Source organism: Kribbella jejuensis, assembly GCF_006715085.1.
GTDB lineage: Bacteria > Actinomycetota > Actinomycetes > Propionibacteriales > Kribbellaceae > Kribbella > Kribbella jejuensis.
Genome location: NZ_VFMM01000004.1, coordinates 445,281 through 467,146, shown reverse-complemented (window position 1 = coordinate 467,146; position 21,866 = coordinate 445,281). Strand labels below are relative to the sequence as shown.

The following is a 21,866-nucleotide window of genomic DNA, read 5'->3' as shown; positions in this document are numbered from 1 at the left end:
GGGGCCGAGGTGATCGACGAGCACGGCGACACGGTTCCGCTGCCTACGGTCTCGTCCGACGGTGGCGCACAGCCACCGTCCGGTGACGGGCCGCAGCCGAAACCGCCGTTCGGGCCGATCGTCAAGAAGGTCGCGCTCGGCGTGGCGGTGTGCCTGGTCGCCGGAGCCGGGTACGCCGGGCTGCAGCACGTCGCCAACGCGCCCGCCGACCCGAATTCGCGCGGCACCCACCAGCCCGCGGCCACGACCTCGAGCCCGCCTGACCAGGCGCAGGACGGCGTCCAGCGGGCGGTCGCCGGCGACGCCGTGCTGCAGAAGCTGACCGACGCGGTCGAGACCGAGAACCGGTCCGAGTTCATGAGCGTGATCGACCCGAAGGCGACCGCCTTCCGGGCCAGCGCGCGGACGATCTTCGGCAACCTGGGCAAGCTCCCGCTCGGCACCTTGCAGCTACGCTACGTGAGCGACGACTCGGGCGCGCTCACCCCGGACCGGCAGGCCCAGCTCGGTGGCTCGGCGTCCTGGCTCGCGCAGGTCGAGGTCTCCTGGCAGCTCTCCGGGTACGACGCGACTCCGGCGCGCGAGACGCTGCCGGTGACGTTCGTGACCCGCGACGGGAAGACGTACGCGGCCTCGTTCTCGGAGCGGTTCGCGACCGGCCAGCGGCAGGCGGTGTGGACGCTCGGTCCGATCGATGTGGCCAAGGGCAAGCACAGTCTGGTGATCAGCCTCGACTCGGAATCCGAGGCCAAGAGCTACGTCTCGGTCGCCGACAAAGCGGTCGAGTCCGTGACCAAGGTCTGGGGCAAGAACTGGCGGCAGAAGGTGATCGTCTACCTGCCCGCCAAGCAGTCCCAGATGGAGGGCGTGCTCGGCGCGCAGCCGAACACCTACACCCAGATCGCCGCGGTCACGTTCGCCGAGCTGGACACACCGGCCGTCGGCGCGCCGGTGCGGATCGTCGCGAACCCGAAGCTGTTCGAGGAGCTCGGCAAGCAGGGCCGGCGGATCGTGCTGACCCACGAGACCACCCACGTCGCCTCGAACGCGACCGCCTCGCCGGTCCCGTTGTGGCTGGCCGAGGGGTTCGCGGACTACGTCGCGTTCACCGCCGTACCGGTGCAGGACGCCTCGGCGGCCAAGGAGCTGTTCAAGGCGGTCCGGGCCGGGAAGGTGCCGACGGCCCTCCCGACGCCGGAGGCGTTCGCAGCGTCGGCGACCGAGTTGCCGCAGGCGTACGAGTCGGCCTGGCTGGCGTGCCGGTTGATCGCGGAGCGTGAAGGGCAGGACAAGCTGGTCGCGTTCTACCGCGCCGTTCACGTCTCGAAGAGTTCGACCGGGCTGGCCGACGCGTTCACATCGGTGCTGGGGATGACCGAGGCCGAGTTCGTCGTGCAGTGGCAGAAGTACCTCGAACGGCTCGCCGGTGCGTAAGAGTCCGCGGGCTCCGTGGGCCGTCGGCGGTCTGCTGGCGATCGCGCTGATCTTCACGATCGTCGTCACCACGCCGTGGCACCTGATCGACCTGCCGAAGCCTGATGCCGCGCTGGACTTCACCGGCGCACAGATCGCTCGGCAGAACGCGTTCCGGCACGAGATCCTGAAGTGGTCGACGGCGTCCTGGATCATCTCGGTCCTGGTCCCGCTGGCGATCGGGTTCAGCCCGTTGGGACGCAAGCTGTACGACGCGTTGCGCATCCGCCCGTGGTGGTTCGCCGTACCGGTCACGGTCGCCGGGATCGCGCTGATCACGAACCTTTTGACCGTGCCGACCGACGTACTCGCCGAGCGGGTCAGCCTCAAGTACGGCCTGTCCGTGGAGAACTGGCGGCTCTGGGTCTGGGACCGCGGTCTGAACTGGCTGATCACCTCGCTCGGCGTCGCGGTGGTCGCGGTCGTGCTGATCGCGCTGGCGAAACGCCGGCAGCACGGCTGGTGGTTGCCTGGTGCAACCATCGCGGCGTTGCTGGTGCTGGGCGTTTCGTTCGCCTACCCGGTGCTGGTCGAGCCGCGGTTCAACCACTTCACCTCGATGCCGGCCGGTGCGCTACGCAACGATTTCCTCAGGCTCGCGGCCGAGGACGGCGTACCGGTCAAGGACGTGCTGGTCGCGGACGCGTCGAAGCGGACGACGGCGTTGAACGCCTACGTTTCCGGGTTCGGATCGACCCGGCGGCTGGTCGTCTACGACACGCTGCTCAAGGGCACGCCACCCGAACAGGTGCGGCTCGTCGTCGCGCACGAGCTCGGTCACGCGGCCGAGGACGACGTCCTGCACGGCACGCTGATCGGCGTTCTCGGTACGGCGTTCGGCGTCACGCTGCTGTATTTGTTGCTCGGAGCCCGGATGGCGGATCCGCGGCGTACCGGGCTGTTCGTGGCATTGGTCGTTGCCGCGACGACGCTCGCGAGCCCGGTGCAGAACCTGGTCAGCCGCAAGATCGAGGCGCGCGCGGACTATCACTCGCTGAAGCTGACGAACGACCCGCAGGACTTCGTCGCGATGCAGCGCGACCTGGCCGTCCGGAACATCTCCGGCCTGGACCCGAGCCGCTGGCGGTACTGGATGTTCGCCACCCACCCGACGCCGCCGGAGCGGATCGCGATGGGCCGAGCGTGGGCCGCGCAGAACGGCATCACGGTTCCGCCACTTGCGGCGCCGACGAAGCGATGACCGTCCTGGTCGTTACCAACGACTTCCCGCCGCGCCAGGGCGGGATCGAGACGTTCGTCCGATCGCTCTGCGACGAGCTGCCGGACGTCGTCGTCTACACCTCGCGCGAGCCCGGCGATGCGGCGTACGACGCGCGGCTGCCGTTCCCCGTCGTCCGGGACCGCACGGCGATGTTGTTGCCGACGGCCCGCGTCACCCGGCGGGCGGTGGAGTTGATGCGCTCGTACCCGGCCGATCGGGTGCTGTTCGGGGCGGCGGCGCCGCTCGGGTTGATGGGGCCGGCGCTGCGCCGGGCGGGGGCGCGGCGGATCGTCGCGATGACTCACGGGCACGAGACCTGGTGGGCAGGCGTACCGGGGGCGCGGCAGGCGCTGCGCCGGATCGGCGATGCCGCCGACACGATCACGACCGTGTCAGGGTGGTGCGAGGAGCAGATCAGACCGGCACTGTCCCCAACAGCCGCCGTACGGCGGCTGACGCCCGGCGTGGACTCGCATCGTTTCCATCCCGGCGTCGGCGGCGAGCAGATCCGGCAAGGGCTCGGGCTGGTCGGTGCTCCGGTCGTGGTGTGCGTGTCGCGGCTGATCCGGCGCAAGGGGCAGGACACGTTGATCCGGGCCTGGCCCCGGGTGCTGCGGTCGGTTCCCGAGGCGCGGTTGCTGCTGGTGGGTGGCGGGCCGGATCGCGAGTACCTCGAGGAGCTGGCTGGGAGGTGCGGGGTCGCGGAGTCGGTGGTCTTCACGGGGGCGGTGCCGTGGACGGAGATTCCGCCGTACGTCGATGCGGGGGACGTGTTCGCGCTGCCGTGCCGGACGCGGCGGTTCGGGTTGGAACCGGAGGCGTTGGGGATCGTCACGCTGGAGGCCTCTGCCTGTGGGAAGCCTGTAGTTGTGGGGGATTCCGGTGGTGCGGCGGACACGGTGCTGCACGGTACGACGGGTTACCTCGTCGACCCGTACAACCCGACCGCCGTAGGCGTGCGGATAGCCGGATTGTTGACCAATGCCCAGCACCGCGTGGAGTTGGGAGCAGCCGGCCGGAAATGGGTGCAGGACGAGTGGGGTTGGGAGCGGTCCGGCGCCACGCTGAGAGAACTGCTGGACATCTGACGGCGGGTTTCGTGTACTCTGGCCGACATGCACCGGATGTTCCGACTTGCCGCAGCCGTACGAGCTTCACGCTCTCCGGCTGCCGCGGCCTGACATCCTGACACTTCCACCGGCGACCGGAAACGGTTCGCCGGTGTTGTCGTTTCTGTAGCCGGTGGTCTGGTTCCGGTCCTCTCTCAAAGGACAAGAACCATGAACATCACCCGTACTTTCATCGACTTCTTCATCGACCGCGGTCACGTCCCGACCACCGGGTCCACGCTCATCCCGCGGCTCGGTGATCCGGTGCTCTTCACGACCTCCGGCATGCATCCACTCACGCCGTACCTGGAAGGCGAACCTCATCCGCTGGGGCGCCGACTCACCGGCATCCAGCGATGCCTGCGCACCACGGATCTCGACGAGGTCGGTGACTCCACCCACCTGACCGTGTTCGAGATGCTCGGCTCGTGGTCGCTGGGCGACTACGGCAGCAGCCAGACCCTCAAGTGGGGCTACGAACTGCTCACCACCGGGTACGGACTGGACCCGAAGAACCTGTACGTCACCGTGTTCGGCGGTGACCACCAGGTCCCGCTCGACCAGGAATCGCTGCGCACCTGGCAGAAGCTCGGCCTGCCGATCGAGCTGACCACCGAGGACAACTGGTGGTCGAACGGCCCGACCGGTCCGTGCGGACCGGACTCGGAGATCTTCGTCTGGACGGGTGAAGGCGAACCGGCGGGTACGCCGACCACCGACGACCGCTGGGTCGAGGTGTGGAACCACGTGATGATGCGGTACCGCCGCCTCGACGACGGCTCGCTCGAGGACCTGAAGCAGCAGAACATCGACACCGGTCTCGGGCTCGACCGGCTGACGATGCTGCTCGAGGGCAAGGACTCGGTGTACGAGACGTCGCAGTTCGAGCCGTGGATGCGGATCATCCCGCAGCTGTGGAAGCTGGACGAGCGATCCCAGCGGATCGTGATCGACCATCTGCGGTCGAGCATCGTGATCATCGGCGACGGCGTGCACCCATCGAACACCGGCCGCGGCTACGTGCTCCGCCGGCTGATCCGCAGAATGCTGACCATCCTCTGGCAGGACGACGAGTCCCGGACGCTGTCGGACGTCCCGGTCGAGCTGTTCGAGCACACCCAGAACCACTTCCACCAGGGCGAGACGGTGACGCTGATCCGGCGGATCCTGATCGACGAGGAGATCCGGTTCGGCGACCTGCTCGACCGGGGCCGCAAGGTGCTCAGCCACGAGCGGTTCCACAAGTCGCTGGACGACACCGACTACGAGTACCTGCACGAAACCCACGGGCTGCCCCGTGAGCTGGTGGACTCGCTCAGATGACCGAAGCCGGTACGTCGGTGCGGGAGGCGTCGGGAAGCTCCGGCGGCGCGACCTTCCCCACCGACGACTGGGCCACGAACGCGCCGACCAGGACGATCGCTCCGCCGATGATCTGGTTCGTGCGCAGCATTTCCCCGAGCAGGATCAGTGCGAAGATGCACGCCGCGACCACCTCGACGTACGCGACGGCGCCCGCGATCGGCGCCGACAGCCGCTGGACCGCGGCCGCCCCGGCCAGGTACGCGACGACTGTGCTCACGAGGATCAGCCACGCCGCCATGATCCAGCCGGGAGCGTGCCGGTGGCCGATCGCGATCGTGTCCACGAGCACGTGCCACGGCGTGGTCCACGGCGCCGCGATCAACGTCAGGACGGCCGCACCGACCACGCTGCCGGCCGCCGTCATCACCAGCGGATCGGCCGCACCGGTGAGATTGTCGATCAGGATGAAGTACGTCGCCTGACACGCGGCCGCCCCGAGGCCGGCGAGCAGGCCGATCGCATCGATCCGCAGCCCGGACCAGATCTCGGCCACCGTCGCGAGCCCGACGACCGCGATGCTCACCCCGATGGCAGCCGATCGTGGTACGGCGACCCGCCGGCCGAACTTGAGCCACCCGACCACCAGCACCGGGCCGGAGAACTCGAGCATCAGTGCCACGCCCACCGGCAGCCGGCTGGCGGCGATGAAGAACAGCGTCTGGCACCCGGCGATCCCGGTCAGGCCGTAGAGCACGAGCGCCTTCCAGGAGGCCCGCGCCGCATGCAGACCGGCGCGGCCGCGGAACACCAGCACGAGTGGGACGAGCACCGCGGCGGCGCCGAGGATCCGTAACCAGGCCGCCTGCTGCGGGCTGAAACCGGCCCCGATCAGCGCCTTGGCGAACGGGCCCGACCCGCCGAACGTGATCGCGGAGAAGACCGCGAACCCCAACCCGACCGACTTCGTGCTGTACATGTGCATAACGGTCTCATGCCCATTACACCGCTGTCGAGGGTGTTCTCACAGGACGTTCACCGCGCGCGCGGCGATGATCGCGATCGTCAGCAGCGAGATGGCCGACTGGATCCCCATCAGCACCTTGGTCCGGGCCGTCAGCGGCAGCGTGTCGGTCGGGCTGAACGCGGTCGCGTTCGTGAACGCGACGTACAGGTAGTCGGTGAACCCGGGCAGCCAGCCCTTCCAGCCGGGCAGGTCGACGGTCATCTGCGGGAACAGCAGGTCCGCACGTTCCGCCTCCCGCTCGTGCTCCGGCGCCCGCGCGAACGGGCCGCCGCGGTCGATCTCCCAGTACCAGACCGCGAAGCTGACCACGTTCGTCACCCAGATCAGCAGCGCGCTCTTGACCAGTACCTTCGCCTCGTTCGCGTCGCCGTTGTTCAGGAAGAAGATCATCCCGGCCAGGTAGTACGCGTTGACCGCGACCAGGACCGCGACCAGGACGACCTCTACCGGGCGCAACCATGGTTCGTCGCGGCGTAGGTGGAACGGGTTCATGTACACGAGCGGCAAGAGCAGGAGCCCACCGAGCACGGGCATCAGCCAGCGCGGCAGTGCGTTGATCTGCGGCGGGACGAGGAGCTGCAGGACGAGTACGGAGACGACGGCCAATGAGGCCGGCCACCGTCGCGTGTGTCGCGTGCTGGGCGGGCTGACCTTCGTCGGCTTGTTCACCGCAGCATTCTCGCGCCGCCGGCCGGTTATCCGACGGAGGCGTCGACGACGGCCTGTCCCACCTCGGTACGGCGGTAGTGCACCTGGTGACCGGTCCGCCGACGACTCGCGAGGCCGGCGTCGTGCAACGCCGACAAATGTTCCGCGACCGTCGCGAGGGCGAGGTTGTACTGCGCCGCCAGGTCGCTCGTGGTGGCGGGCGGGTCGAGCGCGACGAGCAGGGTGGCCCGGGTCCGGCCGAGGAGGCGGGCGAGCGAGTCCGGGGGAGCGGGCGCGTCGGACCACAGCCGGGCAGCGCCGCGCGCCGGATAGACGAGCGCCGGGTGGTACGCCGGATCGACGACGATCACGAGGTACGGCCAGGCGAAGACCCCCGGTGCGAGCAGCAGGCCCTGACCGGACAGGTCGCGGTCCTCGGAGCGGTACCGGGTCGCGATCAGCCGGTCGTCCTCCCAGGTGAGGGTCGGGTGCAGGTCGTCGAATAGTGCGGCCAGGCCGCCGTCGGTGAGCTGGCGGCCGCGGTACGCGATGTCGTCCTCGAGCACGCGGCTGATCAACGGCCAGTCCGGTTCGACCAATGCCTCCCAGGCGCTCTCGATCTCGTCCGCGAGGCGTTCACGGGTGCCCGCGAGGTCCTCGAGCATCTTGTTGATCTCCGCCGCGGCCGGATTCTTCAGCTCGTCGCGGGACCGGATGAGTTCCGTGCGTACCTTCTCCAGCGGCGTGCTGCGGACGCGCGCGATCTCGGTCGCGAACTTCGCCCGGGACGCCGTCGGCGGTGGGGTGAGGAAGTCCGGCGTGAACCCGACCCGCGGCTGGACGGCCTTCAGCCCGCGCAGGTCCAGCTTGGCGGCCGCGTCCTGCTTCGCCGCGATCCAGTCCGCATACAGCTGCCGGTGCCGCGATCCGTTCAGTACGCGGACCGCCGACATCGTCTCCCACAGCTGCGAGGCGCCGAAACGGCAGCGCAACGTGTCGGCCTGGGTGAACCGCAGTACCGTCATCGAAGCGAACTTTCGGCCACAACCAAAACTCTACGCCCACCTGCCCGCCGTGCCGCACTCTCGGCGCGTGAGGTCCTATCGTGCTGTCCTTCGTGTCCCCGGCATGCGTTCGGTGTACGCCGCGCACACCGTCTCCATGCTCGGAACGGTCGGCGCCCAGGTCGCGCTGTCGATCCTGATCTTCGAGCGCACCGGCTCGCCGCTGCTGTCGGCGCTGGTCCTGGTGTGCTCGTTCCTGCCGTACGCCGTGAGTGGTGCGCTGCTGTCGTCGATGACGGACCGTTTCCCCGCGCGCCGGGTGCTGGTGACGTGCGACGTGCTGAGTGCGACCTGCGTGCTGGCGATGTTGCTGCCGGGGATGCCGGTCGCGGGGCTGCTCGGGCTGCTGGTCGGGCTCGGGATGATCGCGCCGATCTTCGCCGGTGCCCGCGCGGCCAGCCTGGCGTACCTGTTGCCGCAGGACCTCTTCCCGGTCGGCAGGTCGTTGCTGAGGGCAATCGGTCAGACGGCCGTGCTGACCGGGTTCGCGCTCGGCGGGATCGCGGTCGCGGCGATCGGTGCGAAGTCCTTGCTGATCGTCGAGGTCGTCACGTTCGGGTTGTCGGCGGTCCTGATCGGCACCGGGACGCCGTACACGCCGCCGGGGGAGCGCCGGCGGAACCCGGTCCGCGACTCGTGGTCCGGGCTGCAACTGCTGTTCGGCAATGTGCGGCTGCGCAACCTGATCCTGCTGACCTGGGTGGCGCCGGCCTTCTCGTCGCTTCCGGACGGGCTCGCGGTCGCGTACACCGCCCAGATCGGCACCGTCGCCGCGGCCGCCGGTGCGTTGTTCACCGGGTATGCGATCGGCGGAGTGCTCGGCGAGCTCGTCGTCGCGCGGTTCACCCCTTCCGTGCGGCGACGGCTCGTCGTCCCTTTGCTGCTGACCAGTCAGCTGCCGATGATCGCCTTCCTGACCACGCCGCCGATCCCGGTCGCGGCTGCCCTGCTGGCGATCTCGGGTGCCGGGTACGCGTTCAACCAGGGTGTCGATCCGCTGATCCTGACGCAGGTCGATCCGTCGTACCGCGGTCGATTGTTCACCATCCAAACCAGCGGCCTGATGGCGATCCAGGGCGTCAGCATCGCCCTGGGCGGAGTGGTCGGCTCGTTCCTCGCGCCCAACCTCACCATCGCGCTGGCCGGCGTCGTCGGCGCGACGACCACATTACTGATTGCCCGTCAGGCGCTCACCACGGAGCCACGTCGTCCAGCGACTCAGGCCCTCTGAACACACCGGTCGGACCATCGGCGGGCAGGGTCGCGAGCGCGACCGGTACGGCGGCGCCGTCCGCGACGGTTCGCGTGCCGCGCGGTACGGCGGCCTGTGTGTTCAGGTCCGTGGGGACGAGACCGGGCGTGGCGGCGTTGACCTTGATGCCGTCCGCGCGGAGGGCGCTGGCGTAGACGAGCGTGAGCGCGTTGAGTGCGGCCTTCGAGGAGCTGTACGCGAGCAGGCCTTGTGTTGCCAGACGTCCGTCGAGCTCCGACAGCAGGTTGACCGAGCCGAGCCCGCTGGACATGTTGACGATCCTGGCATTCGGCGACCGGCGCAGCAGCGGTACGAACGCGTTGATCATCGACACGACGCCGAACACGTTCACCTCGTACGCCGTCCGTACCTGCTCGGCGGTGATGTCGGCGACCGCCGTACCCCACTCGGCGACGATGCCGGCGTTGTTCACCAGCACGTCCAACCGGCCGGAGTCGGCCTCGATGTGTTTCGCGGCGGCGGAGACCGAGTCCACGTCGGTCACGTCGAGCTGGACGAACCGTACGTCGCCGTCCAGCCCGGCCGCGGCCGCCGTACCGCGCGAGGCGTCCCGCGCGCCCAGGTAGACGGTGAACCCGCGGCCCGCGAGCTGCCGGACGATTTCGTGGCCGATGCCCTTGTTGGCACCCGTGACGAGGGCGATTTCGTTCTGATTCATGCCTCCAGTCCAGCGCGGACCCACCGCCGCGGACCAACACCGATCAGGTGGTCCGCCATACCCTGGAGGTATGCCTGAGCCCGAGATCCGCGAACTGCGCTATTTCCGCGCGGTCGCCGAGGAGCTGAACATCACCCGTGCGGCCGACCGGCTGGGGATCGCGCAGCCGCCGTTGTCGCGGGCGATGCGGCAGCTCGAGCATCGGCTCGGGGGCGACCTGTTCGACCGGTCGGGGGCGCGGCTCGCGCTGACGACGGCGGGGGAGACGCTGTTCAAGGAGTCGGGACCTGTGCTCGACGCGCTGGATTCAGCGGTACGGCGGACGCAGCGGGCAGGTCAGTCGTCGCGCGGGCTCGTGGTGACCGCGAAGCCTGGTGTTGCTACCGAGCTGCTGCATCACCTCGTCGGCGAGTTGCGCGACGTGCTGCCCGGGATCGAGGTGGTGGTGAGTGGGTTCGGGGAGCAGGCGGACATGGTGCGCGACGGGCGGGCGGACGTTGCGCTGGTGAGCCGGCCGTTCGACGACCATGGACTGGAGCTGGAGGAGTTGTACACCGAGCCCCGGGTGGCTGCGTTGCCGGCTGGGCACGAGCTGGCGTCGAAGGACGTGCTCGAGCCGGATGATCTCGCGGGCATTCCGGCGCCGCGGTGGAGCCGGGCCAACGTTGCCGAACGCAACTACTGGTCGGCGCGGCCGGACGATCCGGTGGACGGGCCGATCGTCCAGGACTCCTCGCAACTGCTGGAGGTGGTCGCCTTCGGCCAGGCGATCGCGCTGGTCCCGCGGTCGATGGCCGAGCGGAACGTCCGCCCCGACGTCGTGTACCGGCCGGTGACCGACGTCGAACCGTACCGGATGCTCGTGGTCTGGCCCGCCGGCAGCCGCTCGAGCAACCTGGCCAAGTTCGTCGAGGCCGCCGTCAAGCACTCGAGCGAACCACCAGCGGCGCAGTGACCAGACAGCCCGGTTCGTCCGGTTCGCCGGCGATCTCGTGCAGGGCGCGCTCGAACAGACGGGCGGCGATGTCGGCGAGCGGGATCCGGGCGGTGGTCAACGGGGTGTCGAGCATGCTCGCGAACGGGAAGTCGTTGAAGCCGGTGACCGCGACGTCCTGCCCGACCGTGATCCCGCGGCGCTGCAGCGTCCGCATCGCGACCACGGCGTACGCGTCGTTGTCCGCGACGAACGCATCCGGCAGCTCGGCCTCCTCGACGTATGCCGCCACCGCTTCGAGTGAGCCGAACGACTTGACGTCCGTCGACGGGAACTGCCGCACGAACCCGTCCTGTCGTTGATGCACCCACGGCAGCACGCTGTCCGTCGCCAGATATACGGCCCGCCGGCGGCCTGTCGATTGCAGATGGTCTGCGATCCCGGCCATCGACGTCGCGTTGTCCACGTCCACCCAGCACTGCCGCTGATCGGCCGCGGTCTGCCCGAACGCGACGAACGGGAACGGCCGCCGGCTGAGGAACTCGATCCGCGGATCGTTAGGCATCGTCTCGAGAACGACGATCGCGTCGACCTGCCGCGCCGCGATCAGTTTCTCGTACAACATGATCTCGGTCGCGCCCTCGGTCGGCGTGGTCACGTGGACGCCGTACCCGGACCCGGCGGCCGCCTTCACCAGCCCGCCGAGCAGACCGTGCAGGAAGCCACCGAGGCCGGTGTCGTGGTCGTCGTCCTCGAAGTACAGCGGCAGGCCGATCACCTGGCTGCGCCCGGACGACAGCGCGCGGGCCGCGTGGTTCGGGATGTAGCCCAGTTCCTTGATCGCGGCGCGCACGACCTGCACGGTGGGCGGCGCGACCCGGTGCGGGGCGTTCAGGACGTTCGACACCGTCATCGCCGACACCCCGGCCAGCCGGGCGACGTCCGCGACCGTCGTCCGCCTCGGCTTCTGTGTCACCACATCGATCTCCCCGTCAACTCCGTACGATCCGGGCGACACCGCCCAGCGGTACGTCGATCACCCAGACAGCTGGTGCGCTTGTGGTCTCCCGGTACACCTCGTGGCCGGAGCAGTCCGACACTACGAGGTCGACAGCTCCACTCGCACCTTCGACATACAGTCGCCGGCCGGCGCTCCCGTTGACCACCACCGTACGGGCATCCGCTACCTGCACCACTGGGTCGGTGAACACGGCGACCACGGTTTCCGCCGTACCGACCGCACGCACCTGCGTGTAGCGCGCATCGGGCCGCGACGGCAGCAGCACGCCGTGCAGCAACGCGTCGGAGTGGTCGCGCAGGAACTCGAGCCAGTACCGGACGACGCGCTCGTGTTCCGCCGACAACGCGTCCAGGTCCATCGACACCTGCACCGTACTGAACAGGGCGCCGATGAACTGCAGCGCGACGTTCTCCACCGAGGCCGACGGATGCCACAGCAACATGTCCGAATGCACCGCGCGGTCACCTGCCAACAAGCGGCAGTCGACAGTCCGAACCCTGTTCTCGACCGGGTCGAGTGCGCAGTCGCCGGCCCGCAGGAACGTGCCGAACTGCCAGAGTCGCGGATGCACGTAGTCCTGCCGGAACTCGATCAGGACGTCGGACCGCAGGGTGCGCAGTTCGTCGGTGACCGCCTGCAGGAATCGCTCGACCCCTTCGTCGACCGACTCGCAGTCGGTGCCCGGCCCGGCGGGGAGCTGTTCCCGTGCCCAGGAGTCGATGAAGTCGAGCTTCAGGCCGTCGACACCCCAGTCGCGGACCGGACGGATGCAGCACTCCAGCAGATGCTCGCGGACCTCCGGGTAGCGCGGGTCGAGCACGGCGGTCACCTCGCCGTCGGCGAAGCCGAGCGTACGGTCCTTGAACCGTGCCCAAGCCTTCGAATACACGCCGATCAACGGCGGCGCGAGCCACAGCACGTACCGCTGCCCGAGCTCGTGGACCCGCCGTACGTGCCCAGCCATGTCGGGAAAGGTGTCGCCGGTCGGCTCCCAGTCGCCGCAATACGCGTACCCGCGCCGCGTGTCGTCGGTCTGCCACCCGTCGTCGACAATCACCGCCTTGGTCCCGTACGCCGTTCCAGCGCGCGCGTGCCGCTCGACCGACGCGGCCGACACGTGCTGGTGGTCGCTGTACCAGGTCGAGTACATCGCCTCCCGCGCCACCGCCGGTACCGCCGCAATCCGCGAACCCAACTCGGCTGTCCACTCAGCGGTCACGGCTCGCAACGCATCGGAGAAGTGCTGCGCTCTCAGATCGATCCGCAAGGTAAAGCCTGCGCCCTCGACGTCGTCGACGGTCAGCTCGATCAGTTGCTCCGCTGTTTCCTCGTTCACGCCCACCGCGAAGTCACAGCCCCGCACGTTCGACGACAGCGAAATCGTGATGACGGCCCTGTCCTGCGCATCCACCAGCGACGCCACGGGAGCCGATCGGACCGAGCGGACTTCGCGGTGGGAGCCCCAGTCGGTGGGGAGGTTGCGTCGGGAGCCTTGCGTGGCTTGCCAGAGCGTGATCGCATCCTCGGCCGGCCACGTCCACCGGAGCGTTACGGGCTCGTCAGCTGTCACGTCGTACCGCAGAACACCCGGTTCGGCAGCAGGCTGCTCGCGCACCGCCCCGGCTCCGGTCAGTGTGCCGCAACGGATGGTCCGACCGTCGGGAGAGCGGATCTCGAATGTCGTCACACTCGGACTATAGCGGTAAAACCCATCACCGAGAAGGTATTGACAGGATTCCCTCGCCTCTCTAATTTTACCGCTAATATCCTATTCGGAATCCGACCGAGGAGAGGCGCGTGCTGGCTGTCAGCTCCGACCTGGCGTACGTCGAGGACGCCTTCACCTGGGCCCGGGACCGGGCCCTGGCATGGGTCCAGACCGGCGCCGCCCCGGGCAACCTGCCGTCCTACTGGGCCGGCTACCCGTCCCGGCCGATGTTCTACTCCCGCGATGTCTGTCACCAGGCGGCGGGCGCGCACCTGCTCGGCCTGGACGCCGAGAACTTCGCGATGTTCCGGCATTTCGCCCGCTCGGCGACCGCGGCCCGGAAATGGTTCCCGATCTGGGCGTTCCACTTCGACGGCCGGATCGCCGACCTCGACTACCACGACGACGAGCACTTCGTCCGGGAGATCCCCGCGGTGTTCGACCTGACCTACCGGGCGCTGGAACAGTACGACTGGACCGGCGATCGGCGCTGGATCGACGACCCCGACCTGGCCTCCTACTACCGGCACAGCGTCGGCGAGTTCGTCGCGGCCCATGACCCGGACGGCGACGGCATCCCCGAAGCCGGCGGTACCGCGGACATCTTCCTCGGTACGGCGACGTACAACGAGCGCGAGGCTCCGCTGCTCCGGGCGGGTGACGGCCTCGCGACGCAGTACGCCGTACTTCGCAAGCTCGGCCGGCACGCGGAGGCCGACAAGCTGCAGGCCACCTATGACGAGTGGTGGAACGGTGACCACTTCGCGCGCGGTATCACCAAGGACGGGCTCGACTTCGACTGGGGACTGGAGTCGCACACCCTCGCCGCGCTGTTCGGCCTGAGCGGGACGGGGGAGCGCAACGAGCGGTTCCTCGACTACCTCGAGGAGCAGATGGAGTCGCATCCGCCGCTCAACATCGAGTCGTTCAGTTACTGGCCCGAGTTCCTCTTCGACCACGGCCGGGACGAGTCGGCGTGGCGCTGGACCAAACATCTGATCGACAGCCGCGACGACTACCCGGAGATCTCGTTCACGGTCGTCGAGCACCTCGTCGCCGGTCTGCTCGGGCTGCGCCCGGACGCACCGAACGCCGCGCTCACCATTACGTCCCACCTGCCCGCCGAGATCAAGACGCTGACGGTCGACGAGCTGCCGCTCGGCGGCTGGAGCCTCCGGATCCACCAAGAAGGCAATCACCACACCGAGGTCACCGTGCACCGCGGACCGGCTCCGCTGACCGTGACCGTCAACAACGAGAGCAACCACGAGACCCATTCGCTCGCACCCGGCATGACCGCCCGGGTCGTTCAGCCCAAGGACCACGCATGAAGAAGCTCATTCCCACCGCACTGGCGCTCCTGCTGGCCGCCGGCTGCGCGACCGGCAACGCACCGGCCTCGAGCACCGCCAACGACAGCGCCGAGATCACCTTCTCCTTCTGGGGCACGAACTCCGAGGCCGCCTCGCTGAAGGCGATCGCGGCAGCGTTCGAGAAGGCGAACCCCGGTACCAAGGTGACTACCAACTGGATCCAGTCCGACTACGAGCAGAAGCTGCAGACGTCGATCGCGGCCGGCACCCAGTCGACCGTGATGGAGATCAGCAACACCAGCCTTGCCGGGTTCGCGCCGAGCTTCGCCGAGCAGACCGTCGACCCGGGCAAGTACGTGCAGCCGAACATCTCGGCGGCGATGAAGTACCAGGACAAGTACTATGCGATGCCGTTCGCCGCCAAGCCGAAGGTGATGGCGGTCAACACCGACGCGTTCAAGGCCGCGGGCCTTCCGTTGCCGAGCGCAACGACACCGCTGACGCTCGACGCGTACCAGGCGATCGCAGCCAAGCTGTCCCACGGTGACGGAAAGGCCCGCGTGTACGGGTCGAGCAACCTCTGGTTCCGCGGCTGGCTGACCGCGGCGGGCGGCAGCTACTACAACTCCGACGCGACCGCATGCACGTTCGGCGACGCGACCGGCGTGCAGACCGCGCAGTACGTCATCGACATGCAGAAGAACCGGTACGCGCCGACCTCCACGGACATCCAGGGACAGGACCAGGCACAGTGGTTCGCGGCCGGCCGGCTCGCGACGTTCAGCGACTTCGGCCCGTGGACGGTGGCCGACTTCGCGAAGATCAGCAAGCCGGACTGGACGCTCGTACCGGTGCCGGGCAAGGGGTTCCCGATGGAGGTCGACGGGCTCGGCATCGCGAAGAACGCGAGCGGCAAGCAGCTCGAGACCGCGAAGAAATTCGTCGAGTTCGCGAGTACGCAGCAGGTCGCCCAGGACCAGTTGATCCAGGGCAACACGGCGCTCGGCGTGCCGATCATCGAGGCATCCTCGCCGACCCTGGAGAAGGTACTGCCGGCGGACCGGAACCTGGCCGCGTTCACGACCGCGCTGAAGTCCGGCGTGGTGGACGTGTCGGTGCCGAAGGAGGCGCAGCTGTCCGGTGACGCCGAGAAGGGCATGACCAGTTACACCGCGCTCGGCACCGGCAAGGACGACGTCGCGAAGGTTCTGCCGCAGCTCGCCACCAAGTGCACCCAGGCCCTGGCCAAGTGAATCCCACTGTCGGCTGGATCCGGAGTCTCGCCCAGGACTGGGGCGTCCCGAACGCCCTGGTCCCGCTCGTCCCGTTCCTGCTTCTGCTGATCGGCCTGTACGCCGTCATCGCGCTTGCGGCGTACCTGGCGCGGCGGAAGTGGCCGCGGGCCGACAAGACGATCGCGTTCTGGCTGTTCGTCTCGCCGTGGCTGATCGGGTTCTGCCTGTTCACGATCGGTCCGATAGCGTCCTCGATCTACGTCAGCCTGACGTCCTGGGACCTCATCACGCCGCCGAGATTTGTTGGGCTCGCCAATTACACGGAGGCATTCCAGGACCCTAAGGTCGCGCAGGCGCTCAAGGTGACGCTGCTGTACGCCGTGGTCAGCGTGCCGCTGCAGACCGTACTGGCCTTCCTGGTCGCGCTGTTGCTGAACACCGACCTGCCGGGAATGCGGCTCTTCCGGACGATCTGGTACCTGCCGTCGCTGGTGTCCGGTGTCGCGCAGATGGTCCTGTTCCTGTGGGTGTTCAACCCGCAGTACGGCCTGATGAACGACGTACTCGGTCGCTTCGGGATCGCCGGGCCGGGCTGGTTCAACGACGCGGGATGGGCGCTGCCGACGGTGATCCTGATGAGTCTGTGGACCATCGGCGGCGCGATGGTGATCTATCTGGCCGGGCTGAAGGACGTGCCGTCCAACCTGTACGAGGCGGCCGCCCTCGACGGCGCCGGAGCGGTACGCCAGTTCTGGCATCTGACGCTGCCGCAGATGTCGCCGATCATCCTGTTCAACGCGCTGACCGGCATCATCGGTTCGCTGCAGATCTTCACCCAGGGATTCATCGCGAACGGCGGCCCGAAGGACTCGCTGTTGTTCTTCGTCTACTACCTGTACGACAACGCGTTCCAGAACTTCCGGATGGGATACGCGTCCGCGCTCGCCTGGATCCTGTTCGTGGTGATCCTGGCGCTGACCGCGGTCACTCTGCGCGGGAGCGCGTTCGCCGTGTACTACGAGACCGAGCTGTCGAGGAAGCGGAGACGCCGATGACCGCCGTGGCCGAACCCTTGGTACTGCGGGCCGACCGCCCGTTCTGGCGCCGCAACCTCACGCTGACGGTCGTGCTGTACGTCGTGCTCGCGCTGGGGTCGCTCGTCTTCGTGTACCCGTTCCTGTGGATGCTCGCGACCTCGCTGCGTTCGCTCGCGGGTGTCGGCAGTTCGGGGGCGAGCGTCGTACCGCACGAGTTCCTGTGGGACAACTACCGGCGGGCGGTCACATCGTTCCCGTTCTGGCGCTACGCACTCAACTCGGTGCTGACCACGCTGATCCCGATCGCCGGCACGGTGTTCTCGTGTTCGCTGGCCGGCTTCGCGTTCGCCCGGCTGCAGGTGCGGTTCGCCGGGGTGCTGTTCGCCGTCGTACTGGCGACCATGCTGCTGCCGGGGGAGGTGACGATGGTGCCGCAGTTCATGCTGTTCAACAACTTCGGCATGGTCGACACGCTCTACCCACTGATCCTGCCGGCGTTCTTCGGGTCGCCGTTCTACATCTTCCTGTTCCGCCAGTTCTTCGCCCGGATGCCCGGCGAACTCGCCGACGCGGCCGTGGTCGACGGCTGCGGCTGGTTCAAGATGTTCCTGCTCGTCTACCTGCCGCTCGCTCGGCCTGCCGTGGTCGCGGTGTCGATCCTGCTCTTCATGGGCTACTGGAACAACTTCCTCGGCCCGGCCATCTACATCAACTCGGACCAGTGGAAGACCCTCCCACTGGCCCTGGCGGGCTTCCAGTCCGTCAACGGCACCGACACTCCGCTGCTGATGGCAACGTCGGTGCTGATCACGATCCCGTGCGTGCTGATCTTCTTCGCCGCCCAGAAGCAGCTCACCGATGGCATCACCTTCACCGGTGGTAAGTGATCAGCTGCGGCGGTAGGCCGGGAGGGCGTCGGCGAGGTTGGGGTAGTGGGCGATCTGGCGGGTGTTGCGCATCAGGTCGGGGAGCCACTGGTTGGCGCCGGAGGTGCGGAGCCAGCCGCCGTTCTCGACCGCTAGGTCGTGGGCGTCGGCGAGGACGTCGAGTGCTGCCGCTTCCATCCGGCTGACCCGGCGCAGGTCGACGACCAGCCGGGGCAGCTTGGTGGTGATCACGTAGCGCAGCTCGTCGGCGAGCGTTGGCAGCGTGCCGATGTCGATCGCACCGGCGATCCGGACGATGGCGCAGTCGCCGACCGCGCTCCAGCTGCAGACGAAGGGCCCGCTCGCGCCCGCCGGTGGACGGACGGAGCGGACCGCGGATGGTTTCGGGGTTGCCTTCATACCGAGCCGGTACCCCTGGCTAACCCCCTGGGGGTGTCAGTTCACGAGGATCTTGTCGACCTTGATCGTGACGCCCTTGACCAGTGGCGTGGACGTGCCGGTGGTGACTGTTCCGGTACCGGTCTGGACGCCCTTGATGTTCATCGAGTACGTCAGCGTCCCGCCGGGTGCGCCCGGCGTCGACTTGACGACGAGGTCCTCGGTCGGGGGACCGGCGAGCTGGCTGCCCGCCGTACCGTCGAGGTTCTCGGCGCCGACCGTCAGCCCGTAGCCGGCCGGTGGAGCAGCCGGCAGGTTGCCCGGGTCGTAGGTGAACGAGATGTCCTCCGTACCGTTCTCGCCGATCCACTGCTGGAACACCCGCCCGCTGGTGGTGCCGTACACGTTCACCTTCCATTCGATCACCAGCCACGAGTTCACACCGTCGGTCAGGTTCGCGACCTGGACACCCGGTGTACCGGTGCCGTCGAGGTCGGTCCAGAACGGCGCGAGCACGTTGTTCGGCTTGGCCGGATCCGGCAGGTTCTGCGGCGTCGGCTGGACGTCGGCCGCGGACGCCGTACCGCCGGCGACCGTGTAGCCGTCGGAGACCACACCGATCGAGGTGTACGTCTGGCCGGCATAGACGTACGACGGGACGTTGAAGTTCAGCGCCTGCTCGTCACCGATGGGTGTCGGCGTGATGCCGAAGTCGTCGAGCGGGAGGTAACCCGCCGGCGTCGCACCCGGCCCGACGACCGGCTTGTCCGGCTGACGCCCGGCCAGCGTTGCCGTCGTGGTGGCGATCTGGCTACCGAGCTTGGTCGCACCGGTCACGCCGTTCAGCCGCAGTTGCGAGCTGAGCGTGCTCGCTGCCGTTACGTTCGTGGTCTGCAGGCTGTTGTTCTGCACGTTCACGGTGCAGGTCGACTGTCCGGTGTTCCGCGCGATCGTGGACGGTGTACAGGTCTGGCTGACCGGCACGATGCCCTGCTGGCGGAAGAACGCGACCGGCAGGTGCAGGGCCCGGCTGCCGCCGACCTGCGTGAGGTTGACCTGACCGAAGTACTGACCGTTGGGCAGATCGGGTGCGGTGATCGCGATCGTCAGCTTCTGCGTCCGACCGGGCTTCACCTGGAACGCCGGCGGCAGCACGGTGATGCTCGCGCCCTTGACCGTCGTACCCCCGGCCTTGAACGTCAGGGTCTGGTTGGTGACGTTCTTGACCGTCCGCTCCGCGGTGATCAGGCCCGGCATCGTCGGCGCGTTCACCGACGGCAGGTTCAGGTCGATCCGGTCCAGCGCGTCGGTGGCCGAGGCCGCGTAGTTCGCCGCCGTCTCGTCCATCGTCAGACCGGGGTCGCCGGCCTTGGTCAGGTCGATCCGCCCGCCGCCGTCGTCGAACGGGTCGGCCGGGGTGACCCGGTCCGGTTTCGTCACGGCCGTCTTCGCGGTCGTCTCGAGCGCGGACTTGACCTGGCCCGGCGTCCACGTCGGGTGCAGGGCGAAGATCAGCGCGGCCGAGCCGGCCACGTGCGGCGACGACATCGACGTACCGGCGATCACCTGGTAGAGGTTCCCGGGCGGGCCGGCCGCCGGGGAGTCCGGCGTCGGTGTTTCGCCGGCCATGATCTGCAGACCGGGCGCGGTGACGTCGGGCTTGAGGAAGTCACCACCGGGGCCGCGCGAGGAGAAGTACGTCATCACGTCGCCCTGCCAGGTGGTCTTGGTGCCTTGGGTGAACGACGCCGTCGCACCCGGATGCGCCGCGAGGAACGCGAGCAGCGTGTCGGAGTCGGGCTTCTCCAGCTGTACTGCGGGCAGCCAGTGGTTGTCCGTGAACACGTCGAACGGCGCGGAGTTGTACATCAGCATGCCGGCCGCGCCGCCCTGCCGGACGTTGAAGCCCTTGAGCACCCGGCCGGAGCTGAACTGGCAGAGCACGATCTTGCCGACGAAGATCCCGGGCGGCGCCGGGGTGGTACATGCGGCGTTGCTGTACGGCGGAGCCGACGCGAGCACCATCGGATGCGCCTCGACGCCGCCGGTGATCGACGCGCCCGACACGGTGGCGGTCGCGCCGCCGCCGGACAACGTCACCGTCGAGCGGAACGTCCGGCTCTGCGTCGACGCCGCGACCGTGGTCACCCACGGGCTGCGGTGGTCCGTCGTACCGGCGCCCGGGCCGGAGTTGCCGGCCGACGCGGCGACGAACACGCCGGCCGCGTACGCGTCCAGGAACGCGAGCTCGACCGGGTCGCTGTACGGGTCGCTGCCGCCGGAGATCGAGAAGTTGATCACCCGGACGCCGTCCAGGATCGCCTGCGCGACGGCCTGGACCGAGTCGCTCTGGTAGCAACCTTGAGCGCCGCAGACCTTGTAGACCGAGACTTCCGCGGCCGGTGCGATCCCGAGGATCGACCCGCGGTCGATGCCCAGCGGGTTGGCGTGGTCGACCGCGTCGCCCGCCGACGTAGAGGCGGTGTGCGTACCGTGACCGTCGGAGTCGCGCGCCGAGTCCGGGTACACCTCGCCGCCGACCACCGCGTTGTACGTGGCCAGGAACGGCTGTCCGCCGATCAGCTTGTTGTTGCAGACGAAGACGTCGGTCGCCGGTGTCAGCGGGTTGTCGCCGAAGTTGCACGTCCGCGGTGTGCCGTCGGCCTTTGCGGCCGGCGCCGGCAGACCACCCGGGTCCCGGAACGACGGGTGTTCCGGCCAGACACCGCTGTCCAGGACGCCGACGATGACGCCCTTGCCCGAGCTCGCGGAACCGCCGAGCTGGTTGTAGATCGTCGGAGCGCCGATGAAGCTGCCGCTGGAATCGGTCAGCAGGTGCTCCAGGTTGTCCTGCTGTACAGCGGCCACCCCGGGCAGCTTCAGCAGGTCACGAGCCTTGTTCGCGGGTAGACTGACCGCGATCCCGCCGTACACCGTCCGCAACCGCTGGCCGGCCTTGGCGCTCGGCACCTTCGACTGCAGCGCGGACAGGAAGTCGTTCTCGAGCGAACCGACATGCTTCAGGTACTTCGTCGCGTTCGCGCTCTTCAGGTCGAGGTGCTTGCCGGTGACCGCCGGGCTGGTGCCAGGAAGGCCTTTCAGCCCACCGCGGTACGCCGCGAGCGAGTCGTAGTCGAGCTTCACCACGACCCGGACCTGCTTGCCGGACGTGCTGTTCACGAGCGCGGGGTCGCTCTTCGCGAGCTGACCGCTCGGCGACTTCGCGCCGTTCACCGTGCCGGTGAGCTTCACCGGGGTCGCGGTCCAGGGCCGGCCGTTCGGCGCGATGGGGGACGGGTCGGCGGCTGCCGCGCTCAGTGCGGGCAGCAGGGCGGCGACCAGCAGACCGGCGGACACTCCGGCCATGGCGGTACGGCGAGAACTGCGTCGGTGAATCGGTGACCTCATGCACGGGCCTCCAGTGAGACGGAACGCCGTCCCGGCAGGAGGCAGCATGGGACGTCAGGCGACCCCCCAAAGATGACCGAATCCCCCCGGACCGGCGTACGGCCGGCACCCCCTCGGCACCTGCCTGAGCCGAGGCTATGCCCAGAAGCCGGACCCGACCAGCCCCTGA

Annotated in this window: 18 protein-coding genes; 10 read left to right on the top strand and 8 right to left on the bottom strand. The window is 68.6% G+C overall.

Translation table 11 applies throughout. The annotated features are described in order from the left end of the window. The first annotated feature begins 9 nt into the window (after positions 1-9). The 4 genes from FB475_RS35010 (at position 10) to FB475_RS34995 (ending at position 5,127) form a co-directional block, all read left to right on the top strand. Positions 10-1,434 (top strand): hypothetical protein, encoded by a 1,425-nt coding sequence (locus FB475_RS35010; protein ID WP_185759573.1) that lies wholly within the window; start codon positions 10-12, stop codon positions 1,432-1,434. Continuing rightward, positions 1,427-2,674, top strand: a complete 1,248-nt coding sequence (locus FB475_RS35005; protein WP_141862568.1) for a M48 family metalloprotease — start codon at positions 1,427-1,429, stop codon at positions 2,672-2,674. Before FB475_RS35010 ends, FB475_RS35005 begins: the two co-directional genes overlap by 8 nt. Beyond that, positions 2,671-3,783 carry a glycosyltransferase family 4 protein gene (locus FB475_RS35000; RefSeq protein WP_141862566.1) on the top strand — a complete coding sequence of 371 codons (1,113 nt, stop codon included), beginning with the start codon at positions 2,671-2,673 and terminating at the stop codon, positions 3,781-3,783. Before FB475_RS35005 ends, FB475_RS35000 begins: the two co-directional genes overlap by 4 nt. Before the next feature lie 192 nt (positions 3,784-3,975). After that, positions 3,976-5,127, top strand: coding sequence for an alanine--tRNA ligase-related protein (locus FB475_RS34995; RefSeq protein WP_141862564.1), 1,152 nt, complete (start codon positions 3,976-3,978; stop codon positions 5,125-5,127). Here FB475_RS34995 and FB475_RS34990 read toward each other — a convergent pair. From FB475_RS34990 to FB475_RS34980, 3 genes are read right to left on the bottom strand one after another with little or no spacing between them, the layout of a single operon-like run. Then, positions 5,120-6,085, bottom strand: a complete 966-nt coding sequence (locus FB475_RS34990) for an EamA family transporter (protein ID WP_238332629.1) — start codon at positions 6,083-6,085, stop codon at positions 5,120-5,122. The genes FB475_RS34995 and FB475_RS34990 overlap by 8 nt on opposite strands. A gap of 45 nt (positions 6,086-6,130) precedes the next feature. After that, on the bottom strand, positions 6,131-6,802 hold the full coding sequence (locus FB475_RS34985) for a DUF1345 domain-containing protein (RefSeq protein WP_141862560.1): 672 nt from the start codon (positions 6,800-6,802) through the stop codon (positions 6,131-6,133). Between the two features lie 26 nt (positions 6,803-6,828). After that, on the bottom strand, positions 6,829-7,806 hold the full coding sequence (locus tag FB475_RS34980; protein WP_141862558.1) for an ArsR/SmtB family transcription factor: 978 nt from the start codon (positions 7,804-7,806) through the stop codon (positions 6,829-6,831). Between the two features lie 67 nt (positions 7,807-7,873). On the opposite strand from FB475_RS34980, the gene FB475_RS34975 reads away from it, so the two are divergent. Next, positions 7,874-9,076 (top strand): MFS transporter, encoded by a 1,203-nt coding sequence (locus FB475_RS34975; protein ID WP_238332628.1) that lies wholly within the window; start codon positions 7,874-7,876, stop codon positions 9,074-9,076. On the opposite strand, the gene FB475_RS34970 is transcribed toward FB475_RS34975, so the two are convergent. Beyond that, positions 9,036-9,776: an SDR family oxidoreductase gene (locus FB475_RS34970; RefSeq protein ID WP_141862555.1), complete on the bottom strand. Its 741-nt coding sequence runs from the start codon at positions 9,774-9,776 to the stop codon at positions 9,036-9,038. The genes FB475_RS34975 and FB475_RS34970 overlap by 41 nt on opposite strands. A gap of 70 nt (positions 9,777-9,846) precedes the next feature. Between FB475_RS34970 and FB475_RS34965 the strand changes: the two genes are divergently transcribed. Continuing rightward, positions 9,847-10,731 carry a LysR family transcriptional regulator gene (locus FB475_RS34965; RefSeq protein WP_141862553.1) on the top strand — a complete coding sequence of 295 codons (885 nt, stop codon included), beginning with the start codon at positions 9,847-9,849 and terminating at the stop codon, positions 10,729-10,731. On the opposite strand, the gene FB475_RS34960 is transcribed toward FB475_RS34965, so the two are convergent. Together FB475_RS34960 and FB475_RS34955 are read right to left on the bottom strand one after the other, a co-directional pair. Then, positions 10,697-11,689: a LacI family DNA-binding transcriptional regulator gene (locus tag FB475_RS34960; RefSeq protein WP_141862551.1), complete on the bottom strand. Its 993-nt coding sequence runs from the start codon at positions 11,687-11,689 to the stop codon at positions 10,697-10,699. The two genes, FB475_RS34965 and FB475_RS34960, sit on opposite strands and share 35 nt — an antisense overlap. A gap of 13 nt (positions 11,690-11,702) precedes the next feature. After that, positions 11,703-13,418: a glycoside hydrolase family 36 protein gene (locus FB475_RS34955; RefSeq protein WP_141862549.1), complete on the bottom strand. Its 1,716-nt coding sequence runs from the start codon at positions 13,416-13,418 to the stop codon at positions 11,703-11,705. Between the two features lie 110 nt (positions 13,419-13,528). On the opposite strand from FB475_RS34955, the gene FB475_RS34950 reads away from it, so the two are divergent. The 4 genes from FB475_RS34950 to FB475_RS34935 are packed head-to-tail and all read left to right on the top strand — an operon-like array spanning position 13,529 to position 17,911. After that, a complete protein-coding gene (locus FB475_RS34950) occupies positions 13,529-14,770 on the top strand; it encodes a hypothetical protein (RefSeq protein ID WP_141862547.1) in 1,242 nt (413 codons plus the stop codon). Continuing rightward, positions 14,767-16,005 (top strand): extracellular solute-binding protein, encoded by a 1,239-nt coding sequence (locus FB475_RS34945; protein WP_141862545.1) that lies wholly within the window; start codon positions 14,767-14,769, stop codon positions 16,003-16,005. Before FB475_RS34950 ends, FB475_RS34945 begins: the two co-directional genes overlap by 4 nt. Next, the gene (locus FB475_RS34940; RefSeq protein WP_202878688.1) at positions 16,002-17,042 is read left to right on the top strand and encodes a carbohydrate ABC transporter permease; all 1,041 of its coding nucleotides are present in this window, start codon (positions 16,002-16,004) and stop codon (positions 17,040-17,042) included. Before FB475_RS34945 ends, FB475_RS34940 begins: the two co-directional genes overlap by 4 nt. Next, a complete protein-coding gene (locus tag FB475_RS34935; RefSeq protein WP_141862543.1) occupies positions 17,039-17,911 on the top strand; it encodes a carbohydrate ABC transporter permease in 873 nt (290 codons plus the stop codon). The genes FB475_RS34940 and FB475_RS34935 overlap by 4 nt, the downstream gene beginning before the upstream one ends. On the opposite strand, the gene FB475_RS34930 is transcribed toward FB475_RS34935, so the two are convergent. Continuing rightward, entirely contained in the window at positions 17,912-18,310 is a 399-nt protein-coding gene (locus tag FB475_RS34930; RefSeq protein ID WP_141862541.1) for an STAS domain-containing protein, read from the bottom strand. A 36-nt stretch (positions 18,311-18,346) separates the two neighbouring features. After that, on the bottom strand, positions 18,347-21,655 hold the full coding sequence (locus FB475_RS38245) for a S8 family serine peptidase (protein WP_141862539.1): 3,309 nt from the start codon (positions 21,653-21,655) through the stop codon (positions 18,347-18,349). Positions 21,656-21,866: the final 211 nt, after the last annotated feature.

Coding starts and splice junctions, on each gene's coding strand:
- FB475_RS35000 (WP_141862566.1), top strand. CDS start 2,671: ATGACCGTCCTGGTCGTTACCAACGACTTCCCGCCGCGCCAGGGCGGG.
- FB475_RS34995 (WP_141862564.1), top strand. CDS start 3,976: ATGAACATCACCCGTACTTTCATCGACTTCTTCATCGACCGCGGTCAC.
- FB475_RS34990 (WP_238332629.1), bottom strand. CDS start 6,085: ATGTACAGCACGAAGTCGGTCGGGTTGGGGTTCGCGGTCTTCTCCGCG.
- FB475_RS34980 (WP_141862558.1), bottom strand. CDS start 7,806: ATGACGGTACTGCGGTTCACCCAGGCCGACACGTTGCGCTGCCGTTTC.
- FB475_RS34970 (WP_141862555.1), bottom strand. CDS start 9,776: ATGAATCAGAACGAAATCGCCCTCGTCACGGGTGCCAACAAGGGCATC.
- FB475_RS34965 (WP_141862553.1), top strand. CDS start 9,847: ATGCCTGAGCCCGAGATCCGCGAACTGCGCTATTTCCGCGCGGTCGCC.
- FB475_RS34945 (WP_141862545.1), top strand. CDS start 14,767: ATGAAGAAGCTCATTCCCACCGCACTGGCGCTCCTGCTGGCCGCCGGC.
- FB475_RS34935 (WP_141862543.1), top strand. CDS start 17,039: ATGACCGCCGTGGCCGAACCCTTGGTACTGCGGGCCGACCGCCCGTTC.
- FB475_RS34930 (WP_141862541.1), bottom strand. CDS start 18,310: ATGAAGGCAACCCCGAAACCATCCGCGGTCCGCTCCGTCCGTCCACCG.
- FB475_RS38245 (WP_141862539.1), bottom strand. CDS start 21,655: ATGGCCGGAGTGTCCGCCGGTCTGCTGGTCGCCGCCCTGCTGCCCGCA.